Origin of the sequence: Nocardia rhizosphaerae (assembly GCF_042650365.1) — a bacterium.
Taxonomy (GTDB): domain Bacteria; phylum Actinomycetota; class Actinomycetes; order Mycobacteriales; family Mycobacteriaceae; genus Nocardia; species Nocardia rhizosphaerae.
The window spans coordinates 609,110-624,136 of record NZ_JBHSBA010000015.1 but is presented as its reverse complement, the minus strand read 5'-3'; the positions used below and the strand labels follow the sequence as shown (position 1 = coordinate 624,136).

Genomic DNA, 15,027 nt, shown 5'->3' with positions numbered 1-15,027 from the left:
GGCGAGATCAGACGGTCCCGATGCCGGTGAAGCCCTGCACGGTGTAGGTCAGGCAGGTCTTCAACGCTGTTGGCGCGCAGTGTTCGCGCACGAGACCCCACCGGTTCTCCTCGGCCTCGCGCGAGGGCGCGAGCAGGTAGGTCCGGCACAGCTTGGGGAAACGATCACCGAAGAAGCTCTTCGCGGGCAGCCATTCGACGCCGAACTTCGCCGATTCCTCGCGCACCACGTCCTCGGTGGCGATATTGGCGAAACCGCTGCGCTGGAACGGCAGCACGTGGTGTACCCGGTGCGAGCTCAGGCCCGCGGACAGGAAGCAGTCGACGTACTTGTTGCCGACCACGGTCAGGTCGTAGGCCTGTTCGAGCTGGTTGACCGCCCAGTCGTCGGTGTCGGTCTCGAGTTCCTCGGTCGGCACCTCGAAGTCGTGGCTGGCCACCACCATGAAGGTGCTGATCCACAGCGTGATCACGAATTGCAGTGCCCAGGCGAGGAAATCGCCCGCGACGGTGAAGACGACGAATTCGGCGACGAGCAGAAACCTGATCCCGAACGAGCCGATGAAATGCGGCAGCGCGCCGCGCCAGGTGCCGTACATGTCCTTGATGCCCACCTTGCGGGTGAGCCGGCAGACGTCGAGCAACCGGATGATCATGCCGGTGAGCAGGTGGCCGAACTTGTGGACCGTGTGCACCGGCACCCGGTACAGGCGCGGGACCTGCATCATCATCGTGAAGACGTTCTTCTTGATGTCGACTTCACTCTGGGTGTGCGGGTGGTGCAGCAGGGCGTGGCCGTCGGCGGTGACGAAAGACAGTGCGACATAGTTCATGTCGAACGCGTTCACCGCGTATTTGTTGAGCCCCTTTTGCGCTCGGTGGATCGCGTAGTGGCCGAAGCCGACCAGCGAGCTGCGCAGCAGCACCATCGCGATCACGAAGACCGGCAACGGCATCCAGCTGGTGTCCCACAGGCGCAGGCCCTGCACGGCGAAGTAGGCGAAGATCAGGAACGCGACGACGATGTCGAAGATCCGGTCCATCCGTTTCAGCCGGGCGGCCAGCTCGGGTTCGGAGATCCTGGCCTTGATCCGGTGCAGCAGGTCGTTCTTGTCGTCGAACTGATACTTCGGGGTGTCGTCCCAGCTGTTGAAGCCTTCCCTGAACAGGAAGTCGGGCGCGTTGTTCTTCGGGTGGATATCCTCGGGAGTGGCGGCGCGATCGAGGCTGTAACGCTCGATCATGCGCGCGATTTTTTCCGGATTCCGGTGGTAGGAACCGATAATCGAGGTGATATCGCGGTTCTTCGTCCGGCCGATGAAGAATTCACCGCCGGGATGCTTGGAGATCCAGTCGCTCAGGTCGTAGGCTTTGCCGTTGAAGACCCACACGTTGTTGACGGGAGGCCGACCCCCAGGGCCCGGCGGTGGCGGGAGCTCACGCTCCGCTTCATCAGGTCGATCATCGATCGTCATGCGTTCTTCCTCTGTGTCGATCGGCGTTCGATGCGTGCTGCCCTGCCGACCAGCGTCCCGACACGTATAGTCCTTGTGGCGCCTTGCATCTCGCTGAACATTCTCTTATCGGCGGCATACCGCCCGCTACGGAGATTTCGGTCCCCACGGGCGACACCCACACGACACACCGGCCCGGGGCCGCGGACGGCACTGCGTGCCAGGATCCGCTGTCCCCGGACCGGTGCGTAACGATCCGGACCCGTCGGCTCGGATCAGCCGGCGGGCTTGACGATGGTGACCGGCTCGGCCCAGTTGGACAGGCCGACCGTGACCTCGCCCTGGTCCTTCTTCACCACGGCGCGAACGAGATTCGGCCCCTCGCCGGTGGACGGTGCGTCCGAGGGCTTGGTCGAATCGGTCTCCGGCGGTGCGGTGTCCTGGATCCACAGGGTGATCGGCATGGAGCCCGCGTTCTCGCCGACGCGCGGCACGATCGGGTCGATCACGGCGCCGTCGATGGTGCCGGTGATCTTGACGGTGTTGATGCCGTCGATGACCTCGCGGGCCTCGGTCTTCGGGTTCTGGACATTGGCCAGCACATTCGCGATGCCCTTGTCCTTGTCCAGGATGACGCCCGGATCGTAGACCTTCTCGGCGTCGCCGGCGGGCACGTAGCGGCCACCGGTCTGGGTGTAGAGCACCTTGTCGACCACGAGGAACTTCGCCTCGGTGAAGTCGGCCTCCGGCTTGAGCCGGACCTTGGCCTCACCCATCGCGGCACCCGAACCCTGGGTCTCGTTGGTGACGTCGGCCGAGACCGTGTCGACCGGCAGGTCGGGCAGGTTCTCGACGTCGATGTTCAGGTGGACGGTGCGCAGAGTCTGCGTGGTCTTGGCCGACTCCTTCACGATCTGCGCGCCGTCGGGCAGTTCGCCGGTCGGCGGCGCCGTGGTGGTCTCCTCCGAGGAGCAGCCGGTCACCAGCGCCGCGGCCAGCGCCGCGGCGGCCACGATCGCGGTGATGCCGGAGCGACGCGCGAAGCGGCTCCGTGGGGTGGGGTGCGGTGTCGTTTCGATCAAGTTCATTCCCCTGGAGATGTCGGGTATGGCAGTGGTGAGGCAGCCGTAGCTGCCGGTGCCTGCGACAAACCAAGCAGACGATCGGACATCTCGTGCTCCCCCGACGGCGATAGTACATCAGGATCGGAGTCCGCGAGTTATGAGTGCGCACAGGAATTTTCGGGGTCACCGCCGGGCCGAACGGCGGCCCGTCACCGCAGGTCACACCCGGTCTACCGAGTCATAGCACGGGTCGATGACCGCGGGCTTTCCCGATCTCGCCCGCGGTCGCGACATCGCCCGCTTCGCACGGCCGTCCTCCGCCGAGCCGCGACAAGGGCGGGAACGCGAACAGCCCCGACCGCCGCTGCGCGCGGCCGCCGGGGCTGTGGGCAACGTGGTTCAGCGCTTGCGGCCGATACCTCCGACGATGCAGTTGCGGACGGCGTTGAGCGGCGTCAGATGCGGGCCGTCGGGCCACCAGTCGTCGCAGCGGACCAGACCCGGCTCGACCATCTCCAGATCGCCGAACATCGCCTGGATCTCGTCCCTGGCGCGGAAGCGGCCACTGCCCATCGGGCTGTGGATGAACTTCTCCTCCATCTTGGCGGCGAGTTCGCTGTACTCCGGGATCTGCGGATCGAAGAAGTGCGCGATGGCCACGAACGACCCGGACGGTAGTGCGTCGATGTAGGTCTGCATCAGGGCGGCGGCATCGTCGCCGAGGTAGTGGTGCAGGGTGCCGATCTGGAACATCGCCAGCGGGCGGCTGAAATCGATGTCGTTGCGTATCGTCGCGTTGCCGAGTACGTCGAGCGGCCGGAAGATGTCGGCCTCGGCGATCTTGGTCCGGCTGTTGCTGGCCAGCAGGGCTTGACCGTGCACGAGCACCGACGGGTCGTTGTCGACGTAGACCACGCGCGACTGCGGGTTCACCCGCTGGACCACCTGGTGGGTGTTCTCCGCGGTGGGCAGGCCCGAACCGAGGTCGAGGAACTGGTCGATCCCCGACTTGGCCAGGAACCGGCACGCGCGGATGAGGAAATCACGGTTCGCCCAGGCCAGGTCGTTGACCTGCGGGGCGACGGTGCGGACCTGCGCCAGGACCTCGCGATCGACCTCGTAGTTGTCTTTGCCGTTGAGCGCGGCATCGTAGACACGCGCGATGCTCGCGCGTGTGGTGTCCACCCCGACCGGAGCTGAGCTGGGGTAGGCGGCTGAGGATTGCGACATTCGGGCGCCTCCGGGCTTCGGACCGACTGTATGCAAGCCAGCCTAGAGCATCGGTTCCGTTGGCACAGAGGCTATCCCGCTCCGACCAGCGTGGCGCCGGCCGGTCCGTGGACACCACGGGCGGACGCGCGAACTGCCCGCTACCGGGTTCCGCGAGCAGGCGCGGCAGCGCGTACGAGCCGACTCAGAGCTGGGCTTCGATGGCGGCGACGAGTTCGGCCGCGTCCGGGGTGACCGTCGGGCGGAACCGGCCGGCGACGGTGCCGTCGCGGCCGATGAGGAACTTCTCGAAGTTCCACTGCACGTCGCCCGCGGTGCCGTCGGCGGCCGGGGTCGGCACCAGCTCGGTGTAGAGCGGGTGCCGGTCCTCGCCGTTGACGTCGGCCTTGGCCAGCAGCGGGAAGTCGACGCCGTAGGTGACCGCGCAGAACTCTTCGATCTCGGCGGCGGTGCCGGGTTCCTGGCCCATGAACTGGTTGCACGGGAACCCGATGACGGTGAACCCGCGCTCGCCGTAGGTCTTCTGCAGCTCGACCAGTCCGGTGTACTGCGGGGTCAGCCCGCATTTGGAGGCCACGTTGACCAGCAGCACCGCTTTCTCGCCCGCCAGCTCGCCCAGCGTCGTCTCGGCCCCGTGCAGGGTCCGCACCGCCGTGTCCCGAATGTTCGTACTCACCACAACACCACCAGCTCTCGTTCCGGGTCGGTTCGACCGCCACCGTACCGGAACGAGACCGGCACGCACGCGTCCCGCTGGACGGGAGATTCTGTAACACGTTCTTGTTTTGTCGCCGGACAGACGGCACCATTTCGGTACACACACCCGAGGCACCGGAGGCACCGTGACCGAACAACCCCACCGGATCGATACCGTCCGACCGCTGCGCGCGAGCCAGGTGGCCCACTGGGATCTCGAGGCCGACGTGGTGGTGGCCGGGTACGGGATCGCGGGGGTGTGCGCCGCGATCGAGGCCGCGCGCGCGGGCGCACGGGTGCTCATCGTCGAGCGGACCGGCGGCTGGGGTGGCGCCGCGTCCCTGGCGGGCGGGTTCGTCTACCTGGGTGGCGGCACTCCGCTACAGCGGGCGCTCGGCTTCGACGACACCCCGGAGAACATGGCCGCATTCCTCACCGCCGCCCTCGGCCCCGGGGTCGACACGGCCAAGATCGAGGACTACTGCGCGGGCAGCGTCGAGCACTACGACTGGCTCGTCGACTGCGGCGTGCCGTTCAAGGAGACGTTCTGGGGCGAGCCGGGCTGGGAACCGCCACACGACGAGGGCCTGATGTACTCCGGCGGGGAGAACGCGGCGCCGTTCCTCGATATCGCGACGCCGGCACCGCGCGGGCACGTGCCCGCGCTGGCGGACAAGAAGACCGGCGAGCGCGGCGGCGGCTACATGCTGATGAAGCCGCTGGCCGACACCGTCTCCGAACTGGGCGTCGACGTCGAATACGACACCAGGATCCGGCGGCTGATCGTCGACGACACCGACCGCGTGGTAGGCATCCTCGCCACCAGATACGGCAAGCCGGTCCACATCAGGGCGGCACGCGGGGTGGTCCTCGCGACCGGCAGTTTCGCCTACGACCCCGAGATGATCGACCGCTACACCCCGCGCCTGAGCGGTCGGCCGGGTGCGGCGATCGAGGAGCACGACGGCATCGGCATCCGGCTGGCGCAGGCGCTCGGCGCCGAGCTGGCGCACATGGACGCCAGTGAGGTCGCCGTCTTCGGTGATCCCCAGATGATGGCGCGCGGCATCCTGGTCAACGGGCGCGGGCAGCGCTATGTCACCGAGGACACCTATCCCGGCCGGATCGGCCAGGCCACCCTGCTGCAGAACGACAATCAGGCCTTCCTGGTCATCGATGAGGCCGCGCTGGAGGAGGCGCTGGCCACCGAGACCGCGACGCCGTTCTTCCGGTTCCCGCCCAAATGGGTCGCCGAGAGCGTGGCCGAGCTCGAGGCCGAGATGGGACTGCCGGAGCAGACCTTGCAGACCACCGTCGACGTCTACAACCGGAACGCCGAGCAGGGCGCTGACCCGTTGCTCGGCAAGAAGGCGGAGTGGCTGCGCCCGCTGACCCCGCCGCTGGCCGGCTACGACCTGCGCGGCTGTACCGCCGGATTCACCCTCGGCGGACTACGCACCGACCTCGATTCCCGGGTCCTGCACGTGAGCGGTGAGCCGATCGCGGGCCTGTACGCGGCCGGGCGCTGCACCTCGGGACTGTGCGCGTACGGCTATGTCAGCGGCGCCTCGCTCGGTGACGGCAGCTTCTACGGCAGGCGCGCGGGCAAGGCCGCGGCCACGGACTAGCCACAGGCCACCCACCGCAGTGCCGCTGTCGCCTACGCTGCATGCAGCACGCCACCGGATGACGAGTCCGGCTGTGCGCACTGGTGTTTCACACCGTGCGACGGTGCGTGCGGTTGACCGTGACAGACGCAGTGCAGGGATCGGAGTGGGACAGTGCAAGCAGGTGGGACGTCCGCGGATTACGTGATCGTCGGCTCCGGGTCGGCGGGGGCGGTGCTCGCGAACCGGCTCAGCGCCGACCCCGGCACGTCGGTGGTCCTGGTGGAGGCAGGCCCGGCCGACGACGACCAGTACGCCCATATCCCGGCGGCGTTCTCCAAGCTGTTCCGCACCGAGCGGGACTGGGACTACCTCACCGAGCCGCAGCCGCAGCTCGGCGACCGGCAGATCTACTGGCCGCGCGGCAAGACCTTCGGTGGCTCGTCGTCGATGAACGCGATGATGTGGGTGCGCGGATTCCGGGCCGACTACGAGGAGTGGGGGCTGCTCGCGGGCGAGCGGTGGAACTTCGCGGCGGCGGTCGAGCAGTTCCGCAAGATCGAGAAGGTGCAGGACGCCCAGTTCCCCGACGAGGGCACGCACGGGCCGCTGCATGTGCAGCGCCAGCGCAGCCCGCGCGCCTCGACCCACGCGTTCCTCGAGGCCGCGCGGCAGGCGGGCTACGACTTGGAGTCACCGAACCGGCCGGCGCCCGGCGGCTTCTCGCAGACCATGGTGACCCAGCGCGACGGCCGCCGCTGGAGTACCGCCGACGCCTATCTGCGCCCGGCCATGAAACGCGCCAACCTGACCGTGCACGCCGAGGCGCTGGCCACCCGGGTGCTGTTCGACGGCACCAGGGCCACCGGGATCGAATACCGGCACGACGGCCAGACCCACACCGTCACGGCGAAGCGCGAGGTCGTGCTGTGCGGTGGCGCGGTGAACAGCCCGCAGCTGCTACAGCTGTCGGGTATCGGTGACCAGCAGGAGCTGGCCGAGCACGGCATCGACGTCGTCGCCCACTCCCCCGAGGTGGGCGCCAACCTGCAGGATCACCTGATCGCCGCGCTGGGCTACGGCGTCGACTCGGACTCGCTGTTCGCGGCCGAGAAGCCGCTCGAACTGCTGAACTACCTGATCCGGCATCGCGGCATGCTCACCTCCAATGTCGGTGAGGCCTACGGCTTCGTGCGCAGCGAGCCCTCGCTCGAGCATCCCGATATCGAGCTCATCTACGCGCCCGCCCCGTTCTACCACGAGGGACTGGTCGAGCCGACCGAGCACGGTGTGGTACTCGGCGCGATCCTGCTTCGCCCGCGCAGCCGGGGCCGGATCGGCCTGGCCTCGGCCGATCCGGCGGCCAAGCCGGTGATCGATCCGCGCTATCTCTCCGATGCCGACGGCGCCGACCGCGCCGCCCTCACGGCGGGGCTGCGGGTGTGCGCGGCCCTGCGCGAACAGCCGGCGCTCCAGCGCGCGCTCGGTCCGCTGATCTATCCGCCGCAGGCCCCCGCCGACCTCGAAGCGGCGATGGCGCTGAGCATCGAGCGCTTCTCGCACACCCTGTATCACCCGGTCGGCACCTGCCGGATGGGCACCGACGCCGCCAGCGTGGTCACCCCGGACCTGAAGGTCCGCGGCGTCGACGGTCTGCGGGTCGCGGACGCGTCGGTGATGCCGCTGATCATCCGCGGCCACACGAACGCGCCTGCCGTCCTGATCGGCGAGCAGGCCGCGGACTTCATCCTCGCCGGGTCGTGAGTGGGTGCGGTGGCGCGTCGGCTGGGCGCGCCACCGCACCGGCACAGCAGGCAATCATGCAGTCGATGCAAAGGGGCATCGACTGCGTACACGCATCCGGTGTCGTCAGTGCGCGGGGACGCGCGCGAAACCGAGCGGCGGCGTCGGCAACCGGTCCGACCGCAGGTCGTGGCGGAAGTCCGGGAGCAGCGGCAGGACATCGACGTTGCGGGCCGCGTAGCAGCGCACCATCGGCAGGGCCCGCGACACCTCGGCGCGTTCGACCGGTTCGGCGTCGAGGAACGCCAGCGCGTCCAAGCCGAGTCCGAGGGTGTCGGCGATCCGCACGATCGCGGCTGACTTGCGGCCCCACCCCACCTCGACGGCGGAGAACATCTCGTAGAGCCCGTGCCGGTAGAGCGTGCGCAGGGTGCGCGACCGGTCGCCGCGCGCGGCCACGGCGTGCAGCACACCGCGTTCGCTGAGCTTGGTCAGCGTTCGCGCCGCCTGCGGGCGCAATACGGTGCTGGTCGAGTCGTGGACCACTCCGTCCCACAGGGTTTCGTCCAGTTCCCAGACCAGACAACGGACGGCAGGTCGCATTCGTGGTGCCCCTATCGGTTCGTTCCGGCGCGGAGAACTCTACAACCACTCATAGCGTGGGACCAGACTTGTGACCGGTCACCAACCCGGCGGTAGGGGCGTACGTCAGCGGCCCATAACCCGACATTCCATTCCGGTATCAGCACCGCCCGGCTAGGGTGAAACAGCTGTACAGCGGGGGGAGAGAGCCGAAATCAGGCGAAGGGAAGACACAGATGTCGGTCGATAACCGGCCAAGGCCGTCGCTGACGATCTCAGGTCAGCCGATGTCGTCGCCGTTGAAGGATGTCCGGACGCTGTCGCGGCAGATGGTCGGGCATTTCGTCGCCAATGTCGCGCCCTGCGGCACCCTGCCCGGCGACGCCATCTCCGGTGACGTCACCACCATCACCCGGATCTGCCTCGAGTTCGCGGTGAGCATGCTCGACGGCCGCGACATCCCGAACAAACTGCAACGCCTGCAGGACGCGGCCAGCGGCTGGGCCAGGGAAGGTGTCCCGATCGACACCATCCACCACTCCATCGCCGAGGGTTTCAAGATGGGGCTGGACCTGGTGGTGTCCAACGCCTCGGTGAAGGACTACGACAACCTCGTCGACGGCGTGAAGATGGTGATGGAAATGCTCGACACCATCACCGCCCAGGTGTCGCTGGCCTATGTGCGTGAGCTGCGCGGCGTCGTCAGCGAGCACCACACGGCGGTGCACACCCTCACCTCGGCCCTGCTCGGCGGGCACAGTACCTCCACGATGGCCCGCGAGTGCGGCATCGCGATCGCCGACTGCTACGCCGTGCTGGCGCTGGCGATCCCGCCGCACCGCGAGGAGGCGAACCCTGCGCTGGACGCGAAGGTCGTCGCCCGCCGCAAGCTGCGCCGGGTCCAAGCCGAACTGGCCAAACGCTGCGGCGAATCGGCGTTGTCGCTGCTCAGTGTCGACGGGGGCACCGTGCTCATCCCCGCCGACACCTTCGACCGCGACGGGCTGGCCGCGCTTGTCGCCCAGCTGTCCCAGGCGGCGCAGGTCGGGATCACCGCGGCACTGGTCGAGAGCTCGACCATCGGCATCCCCGATGCCGCCGACCAGGCCCACGAACTGCTCGACATGGTGCAGCGCCTCGATGTCACCTCCGGGCTGTACCGCTTCGACGAGCTGGCCCTGGAATACCAGCTGACCCGGCCCGGCCCCGGCCGGGAGTTCCTCGGCTCGCTGCTCGACCCGCTCGACCAGTACCCGGAACTGCTCGAGACGCTGCAGCGCCACATCGCCAACAATCTCAATCGGCAGCGCACCGCGCGGGTGCTGCACGTGCACACCAACACAGTCGACTACCGGCTCAAACGAATCGGGCAGCTCACCGGCTTCGACCCGACCCAGCCGTCCGGGCTGTGGTACCTGCGCTCGGCGCTGGTCGCCCGCACGTATCGCGCGGGCTGAGGGCGCGGGCGTCAGCACTCGCTGTGCGCCGCGATGCCCTGCAGGCGGTCGTCGAGCCACAGCATGGCCTCCGGATAGCCGGTCACCGCGCCGACGATGTGCTCGCCGAACACACTGCGGTACACCGCGTTCGCCCCGAGCGAGCACTGCTCGTCGTACAGCTTGCGGGCACCGGCGGCCGGGATCCAGAACTCCTGTTCACCGTTGTAGATGTAGAGCGGCGTCGCCGAGCGCAGTCCCGCCATCCTGGTGATCTCGTAGATGCGCGCGGCCAGATCCGAACGCAACGGGTCGGGGATGTTCGCCCCGATATCGATCGGCAGGTGCAGCACGCCGGGAATCGCGAAAACACTCACGCACTGGTCCTTCATCACCGAGGTCGCAACCCAGCGCGCGAGATTGTTCATCGCCGCGAGGATCTCCGGGCGTTCGCGGCCGATCGCGAAGGTCGCCGCCATGAAGATCCCCGAGGCGAGATTGGCGTTCATGCTGCGGGAGAGGATCTCGAAGTCGGCGGGGACCCCGCCCAGCGCCGCGCCGACGACCACCTCGGCCAGCTCCGGCGCGTAGGAGCCGAGCAGCTTGGCCGCGCCGTGCGTGGCGATGGCACCGCCGGAGTAGCCGGTCATCGCGAATCGGCTGGCGCCGAAGGCCGCTGGGTCGTGTGCCCTGGTGGCCCGGATCGCGTCGAGCACCGCGTGGCCCGCGACATAGGGCTCGGCGTAGGCCATCAGCGGGCCCTCGTGATCGGGGACCAGGACCGCGTAGCCGCGCAGCGCCGCCAGCTGGGTGGTGGGCGGAATGAACTCGGTGGAACTGGATTTCAGGCCGAGCCCGTGCGCGAGGGTGTAGCCGGGGGTGCATTCGCGGCCGAGCGCATCGATCGGCAGGTTGTTCACCAGGACCGGGCGGTCGCCGGGTCCGGTCCAGTCGGCGGCGGGCACGAGCAGCGTCGCGGTGGCGAACGACGGTCTGCCCTGGGAGTCGTCGGTGCGGAACTTGAGCAGGGTCGCCGAGCGCAGCGGCACCAGGGTCAGCGGTGCCGCGGTGGCCAGTACGTCGCGCGCGGCGAGGATCTCCCCCTGCGACCGACCCGCCAGATCGGCGGGCCAGTGGTCGAACATCGGGTCGCCGACGTCGGCGGGTAGCACCGCGGCGCGCAGGGCCGCCAGTTCGGCCTCAGGATCGACGGTGTCGCCGGAAGGCTGGATCGGCGAGGGCAGTACCTGGTCGATCCACTGCTGCAGCTCGGGCAGGAAGCCCGGTGAACCTGGGGGCGGCAGTGGAATTCCCGGTGGCGGATCGGCCGCAGCCGTACCGACGCCGAACGAGCAGAGCAGCAGTATCGAACAGACAAGCACACGCACAGATCGCATAGCACACACGCCTTCGGGTGAGCAGCATTTCAACGTCGGATTCGTGGTGACGTGCGGCGATGCGGTGCTTCGAATCCCGCCGAACCTCCCCCAGTGCGCCTCTCGTCAGATCCTGACGGTACGCCGCGAGCCGGGCGCGGCACCGGCGTCGTGCCCGACTCGTAACGCAATGCGGCACGATCGCAACATCATTCGCCGTTCGGTCCGGATCCGCGGCGGGACAGCGGATCCGGCCGACGGCATCGGGCTCAGCAGCTGCTCGGCGCCGGTTCCTCCCCATGCAGGCGAGCGTCGAGCCAGCGCAGTGCCGAGGGGAGCCCGAGCACGGCCGCGGTCAGATGGTCCGGTGTCGGGGTCGATTCGGTGACCACGGGCGTACCTGCCGCACACCAGCGCCGCGTCGTCGCGGTGATGGCGTCGACCGGGATGAGGGCGTCGGTGGGCGAATGCCATTCGAAGACCGGCATATCCGGTGCATCCGGGTAGAGCTCGAGGCTGTTCTCCTCCACCACCCCGCGCGCCTGCGGGTCCTCGACCAGCGAGGTCGTCGCCGCGAAATCCAGGATGCCGCGCCCGGCGCCTGCGCCGAGGATGTCGTTGGTGCAGGCATCGGCGATCGCGTCACGCGCGGCCAGGCCCTTCGCGTTCATCTGCTCGCTGATCGGGAAACGCTTCGGATACTCGCGTTCCAGACCGATCCCCGCCGCCAGCGCCAACCCGAACACCGGATGACTGCCGAAACCGAGGCCCTCCAGCATGGAGACCAGATTCATCGGGACGCCGCCCATGGCAGCGCCCGCGAGATCGAGCTCGGGCGCGTAGCCGGGCTGCAGCGCCGCCGCCCAGGCCGTCGCCATACCGCCGCCGGAGTAGCCGGCCATCGCCACCCGGCTGCCCCCGATCCGCAACCGCTCCACCTGGCGGACCGCCCGGATCCCGTCCAGGGTGATCAGGCCACCCAATCTGGCCGCGCCATAGGCGAAGGTCGGCCCGAGATGGTCCGGCAGCACCATGGTCCAGCCCCGGCGCAACGCCACATTCCAGGCGATCGCCTCGCGCACCATCAGGTTCGGATCCTGGGTGTAGAGGACCTTCGAGACCGAGCACTGCACGCCGAGGCCGTTGATGATGTGCTGGTAGGACAGCACAGGCGCGTCGGGGCGATGGTCGGCGGGTTGCAGCACGGTCGTCGTCGCCGCGATCGGCTCGCCCGTGGAGTTCGTGGACCGGAACTTCACCAGGGTGACGTTCGTGCCGGGGAACATCGGCAGCGGCGGCATCTGGCGCACCGCGAGCACATCTCCCGGCGCGTACTCGGCCACGTCGGCGGGCTGGGCGTAGAACGGATCGGGATCGGGCGTCGGATACCGCGGCGTGGTGTGCCCGGTGGCCGCGGACACGGCGACAAGCACCAGTGCCGCGAGCATCGTGAGCATCGTTCGGCGCGCCGTCTGCAGTGCTGTCGCGGCAACCGTATTCATCCGGCTCGTCCTCCCGTATCGCGGCCGTCGATATCGATACTGACCGGTAGCTTCGCGCGCTGACAACGCCTTCGAAGCAGATCGGCGCAGCTCACAACCTCGGCACTACGCGCTTGTGAGCGAAGGCAAGGCCTGGCGAGAACGTGTTCTCCTCGATGGCGGTGGACCTACCGTCGGAGGCAGGCGCTATCAGTGCCGGGCGAAAGGAGCACGCCATGATCCCCCTCGACGAAACCATCGCCACCACCCACACCGATCCGGCCGAGATACCGACCCGCCGGATCTCGGTGTACTTCGAGGGCCCGACCCCGCAGGATGCGCTGTGCCTGGAATACGCCGCGACCCCCGCCGAGGCCTGGGAGTTCACCTCCGCCGCCGTCCACGCGGGCCTGATGGTCACCGTCGACGGACAGGTCGGCCCCGACATGCGCAGACTGCCCTGCCGCTCGCTCTGGCACTGATCGCGCCGACACCGCCCGGCCCGCCGCACTAGGCTGGCCGGGCGGTCGTGTCCCCGGCCGCGGCCCGAGTCGAGAGGATCTCCGTGACACGGTGGCCCTACCCGGCGGCACTCGCCACGGTCACACTGGCCGTCGTCACCGCCTGTGGCTCACCCGGCGACGAGACAGCCGCCACCACCCCACCCGCCACCACGTCCGCACGGCCGACCAGCAAGCCACCGGTCACCATCCCGCCGCCGACCACCACCGTCGATCCGTACGCGGGCCTGCCGCTGATCGACCACGTGCGCTGGACGACGACCGTCGACGGGCCACGGCTGCTCGTGATCCCCACCGTCGCGGGCAGGCGCACCGCCGCCACCGGCACCGACGAACTCGCCTGGCAGGAAATCCTGGCCCTCGATCCCGGCGCCGACGCGCCAGGGATGCGGGACCAGTTCGTCTGCCACTGGGTGTGGGCCAGGATGGTGGCACCGGACAAACCGAGCTGGAACCTGGAGCCGTGGCGGCCCGCCGTCGGCTACCAGGCGACGGTGTCGGCGAACTGCAATCCCGGCGGCCCGGAACGCTGAGGGCCACCGCCCGAAAGGAGCACTCCGCATGCGTATCGTCGTCGCCGGTGGACACGGCAAGATCGCCCTGTTGCTGGCTCAGTCGCTGACCCGTCGCGGGGACCGGGTGCACGCCCTCATCCGCGATCGCGTCCAGGCCGCCGACATCACCGCCACCGGTGGCGTTCCGGTCATCTACGACATGGAACGCGACACGCCGGCCGATCTGGCCGCCGAGGTCGCCGGTGCCGATGCGGTGGTGTTCGCCGCAGGCGCGGGGCCGGGCAGCGGGGCCGCCCGCAAGTACGCCGTCGATCTCAACGGCTCGGTCCAGCTGGCCGACGCCGCCGAGCGGACCGGCGTCCGACGCTTCGTCCAGATCTCCACGATGGGCGCGGGCAGCCCACCCGCGACGGGCACCGACGACGTGTGGGCCGCCTATCTCGACGCCAAGACCCGCGCCGAAGCGGATCTGCGGGCCCGCCCGCTCGACTGGACCATCCTGCGCCCCGGCATTCTCACCGACGCGCCGGGCAACGGTCTGGTCACGCTCGGGCCGCCGCCGATTCCTCGCGGCCCGGTCCCCCGCGCCGACGTCGCCGCGACCATCGCCTCGATCTTGGTCGCGGACAACACATTTCGGCGCACTCTGGAGCTGGTCTCGGGTGCCGACCCGATTTCAGCCGCAGTCACGGCGATTCGATAGCCGAAAATTAACTATGGCAAGGCAATTCGCTCCGTAGCTCCTTTCCGGCGACACGGCCGCACCCGGACGCCGCCGCCCGTTTCCGGCGAACCGCCGGTCACGGCGTTATCCCACCGCACTCCCCCGCGATCCCCCTGGCGCAGGGGCGGATTCGCCGCTCAGAAGCCACGAAAGACCCGGCATCGAGACGGAATCGATCGTGCAGATGTGCTTGCATCTGAAAGTGACTCCGTCCTAAACTCAGGGCCGCAACACCATTCAGGGAAAGTCAGGGGAGGCCGCGAGCGGCACACCTGAGGCGGCATTTGCCTTCGGTTTGCCACTGTCTACACACAGGGGCGTTCACATGAACAACACCAATGGCCGGTTCGGCCTCGCTGATCGCGCAGCGACCACCACTCATCCGGTCACCGAACGGTATTCCAGGGAAACAGCGGTCGCCTTTGTCATCGACGCCGTGGAATCCACCGGCGCGGCGACGCGGAATGATTTCGATATCGACCGGATCGTGAGCACCGCGCACGAATTGGCCGACGATTGGGATCTGCAGACACTGACTCCCGACACGTTCTGGCGCATCGCCTCGGGCTGCATCCGCTACTGACACCGCTGCGGAAGTG

General features: G+C 68.5%; 14 protein-coding genes. 7 read left to right on the top strand and 7 right to left on the bottom strand.

The annotated features are described in order from the left end of the window. Window positions 1-7: 7 nt before the first annotated feature. The 4 genes from ACFOW8_RS25055 to ACFOW8_RS25040 form a co-directional block, all read right to left on the bottom strand. Window positions 8-1,474, bottom strand: coding sequence for a fatty acid desaturase (locus ACFOW8_RS25055; protein WP_378553930.1), 1,467 nt, complete (start codon window positions 1,472-1,474; stop codon window positions 8-10). A 254-nt stretch (window positions 1,475-1,728) separates the two neighbouring features. Continuing rightward, window positions 1,729-2,541, bottom strand: coding sequence for an LppX_LprAFG lipoprotein (locus ACFOW8_RS25050; protein ID WP_378553928.1), 813 nt, complete (start codon window positions 2,539-2,541; stop codon window positions 1,729-1,731). A 375-nt stretch (window positions 2,542-2,916) separates the two neighbouring features. Beyond that, window positions 2,917-3,747, bottom strand: coding sequence for an SAM-dependent methyltransferase (locus ACFOW8_RS25045; protein ID WP_378553927.1), 831 nt, complete (start codon window positions 3,745-3,747; stop codon window positions 2,917-2,919). 184 nt (window positions 3,748-3,931) lie between these two features. Continuing rightward, window positions 3,932-4,411, bottom strand: a complete 480-nt coding sequence (locus ACFOW8_RS25040; RefSeq protein ID WP_378554671.1) for a glutathione peroxidase — start codon at window positions 4,409-4,411, stop codon at window positions 3,932-3,934. Window positions 4,412-4,589: 178 nt separating this feature from the next. On the opposite strand from ACFOW8_RS25040, the gene ACFOW8_RS25035 reads away from it, so the two are divergent. Both ACFOW8_RS25035 and ACFOW8_RS25030 read left to right on the top strand, forming a co-directional pair. Then, window positions 4,590-6,071 (top strand): FAD-dependent oxidoreductase, encoded by a 1,482-nt coding sequence (locus ACFOW8_RS25035; RefSeq protein WP_378553926.1) that lies wholly within the window; start codon window positions 4,590-4,592, stop codon window positions 6,069-6,071. Between the two features lie 153 nt (window positions 6,072-6,224). Next, a complete protein-coding gene (locus ACFOW8_RS25030) occupies window positions 6,225-7,814 on the top strand; it encodes a GMC family oxidoreductase (RefSeq protein WP_378553925.1) in 1,590 nt (529 codons plus the stop codon). Between the two features lie 105 nt (window positions 7,815-7,919). On the opposite strand, the gene ACFOW8_RS25025 is transcribed toward ACFOW8_RS25030, so the two are convergent. Beyond that, window positions 7,920-8,396, bottom strand: coding sequence for an HAD-IIIC family phosphatase (locus ACFOW8_RS25025; protein WP_378553924.1), 477 nt, complete (start codon window positions 8,394-8,396; stop codon window positions 7,920-7,922). A gap of 266 nt (window positions 8,397-8,662) precedes the next feature. On the opposite strand from ACFOW8_RS25025, the gene ACFOW8_RS25020 reads away from it, so the two are divergent. Then, complete coding sequence (locus ACFOW8_RS25020; RefSeq protein ID WP_378553922.1) at window positions 8,663-9,832, top strand: PucR family transcriptional regulator; 1,170 nt, start codon at window positions 8,663-8,665, stop codon at window positions 9,830-9,832. 11 nt (window positions 9,833-9,843) lie between these two features. On the opposite strand, the gene ACFOW8_RS25015 is transcribed toward ACFOW8_RS25020, so the two are convergent. Together ACFOW8_RS25015 and ACFOW8_RS25010 are read right to left on the bottom strand one after the other, a co-directional pair. Next, on the bottom strand, window positions 9,844-11,208 hold the full coding sequence (locus tag ACFOW8_RS25015) for a lipase family protein (protein ID WP_378553921.1): 1,365 nt from the start codon (window positions 11,206-11,208) through the stop codon (window positions 9,844-9,846). 248 nt (window positions 11,209-11,456) lie between these two features. Next, complete coding sequence (locus ACFOW8_RS25010; RefSeq protein WP_449289779.1) at window positions 11,457-12,635, bottom strand: lipase family protein; 1,179 nt, start codon at window positions 12,633-12,635, stop codon at window positions 11,457-11,459. Window positions 12,636-12,904: 269 nt separating this feature from the next. On the opposite strand from ACFOW8_RS25010, the gene ACFOW8_RS25005 reads away from it, so the two are divergent. From ACFOW8_RS25005 to ACFOW8_RS24990, 4 genes are all read left to right on the top strand, one after another. Beyond that, the gene (locus tag ACFOW8_RS25005; protein WP_378553919.1) at window positions 12,905-13,150 is read left to right on the top strand and encodes a hypothetical protein; all 246 of its coding nucleotides are present in this window, start codon (window positions 12,905-12,907) and stop codon (window positions 13,148-13,150) included. 83 nt (window positions 13,151-13,233) lie between these two features. After that, window positions 13,234-13,722 (top strand): DUF2599 domain-containing protein, encoded by a 489-nt coding sequence (locus tag ACFOW8_RS25000; protein ID WP_378553918.1) that lies wholly within the window; start codon window positions 13,234-13,236, stop codon window positions 13,720-13,722. A 28-nt stretch (window positions 13,723-13,750) separates the two neighbouring features. Beyond that, window positions 13,751-14,407 carry an NAD(P)H-binding protein gene (locus ACFOW8_RS24995; RefSeq protein WP_378553916.1) on the top strand — a complete coding sequence of 219 codons (657 nt, stop codon included), beginning with the start codon at window positions 13,751-13,753 and terminating at the stop codon, window positions 14,405-14,407. A gap of 346 nt (window positions 14,408-14,753) precedes the next feature. Beyond that, window positions 14,754-15,011: a hypothetical protein gene (locus ACFOW8_RS24990; protein WP_378553915.1), complete on the top strand. Its 258-nt coding sequence runs from the start codon at window positions 14,754-14,756 to the stop codon at window positions 15,009-15,011. Window positions 15,012-15,027 lie beyond the last annotated feature (16 nt).